The sequence below is a fragment of the Pseudoblastomonas marina genome, from assembly GCF_014641655.1.
GTDB lineage: Bacteria > Pseudomonadota > Alphaproteobacteria > Sphingomonadales > Sphingomonadaceae > Alteriqipengyuania_A > Alteriqipengyuania_A marina.
Genome location: NZ_BMID01000015.1, coordinates 299 through 1,110 on the forward strand (window position 1 = coordinate 299; position 812 = coordinate 1,110).

Annotated in this window: 2 protein-coding genes; both read left to right on the top strand. The window is 33.6% G+C overall.

Annotated features, from left to right (window positions below):
• A partial coding sequence (locus tag IEW49_RS13360; RefSeq protein WP_229658236.1) for a hypothetical protein occupies nucleotides 1-263 on the top strand: 263 nt, incomplete at its 5' end.
• A gap of 78 nt (nucleotides 264-341) precedes the next feature.
• Nucleotides 342-812 (top strand): hypothetical protein (locus tag IEW49_RS13365; protein ID WP_188643230.1); only part of this gene is annotated, 471 nt, incomplete at its 3' end.

Consider the following 812-nt stretch of genomic DNA (forward strand, 5'->3'; position numbering starts at 1 on the left):
ACATAATGATTAAAAAGGTTAATAATTTCTTAGTTATAATTTTAGTTTTTTTAGCTGTAATTCTAACAGAATTAATAATGTTCATGGAGCTTAACTCCTTAACGTTGCTAAAATGTTTTATATTTGTAGATCTTTTATTGGTTTTTATCCCTTTTAGTTTACCTCGTATGGGTGGAAAAGTGTCTTCTATAAAAAATTTAATCGATGCTATTAAAACACGTATCTTTTTCTTTAATAGCTGTCTCTTTTTCTCTAAAATCTGACTCTATGAAAATAAAATTACCATATTTTGGGTGTATACAATATGAAATGGTTTAAATTCTATTTTTTGTGGGATATTTATGGAAGATAACTACATGGCGGATATATATTCTATCTCCCCTAAAAATGGTGGGGGGGACCCCGCAGAGGGGAATACCCCCTCAGGAAATCCAGACAGTACTATAAGTTATGATTTCCTAGCTGAAGCGCGGGATAGGATTAATACTCATAAGAGTGAAATTTCAACTCCAACGGAGGGGGATAAAGCTATCCTTTTTTCAAAGGATATTCCGACTTATGGCCAAAAAAAAATATATTTCCAAGAGTCTTCTGGTTTATTGAGTCGTAGAGGGTTAGCACCCCTTTCAGTTAGAGAAATCTGCGATACTCTTTTAACAGATAAGGGACTTCCTCCGTTAAACACCGTAGGACTAAAATCCCATCTCAATACTGTAGATCAGAATATTGTGCTGTATAAAGAGCAAGTAGTGAAATTTAACAACACTCTTAGAGGTATTGATCAAGGTAATGAGCCATTTTTTCCAGATAGC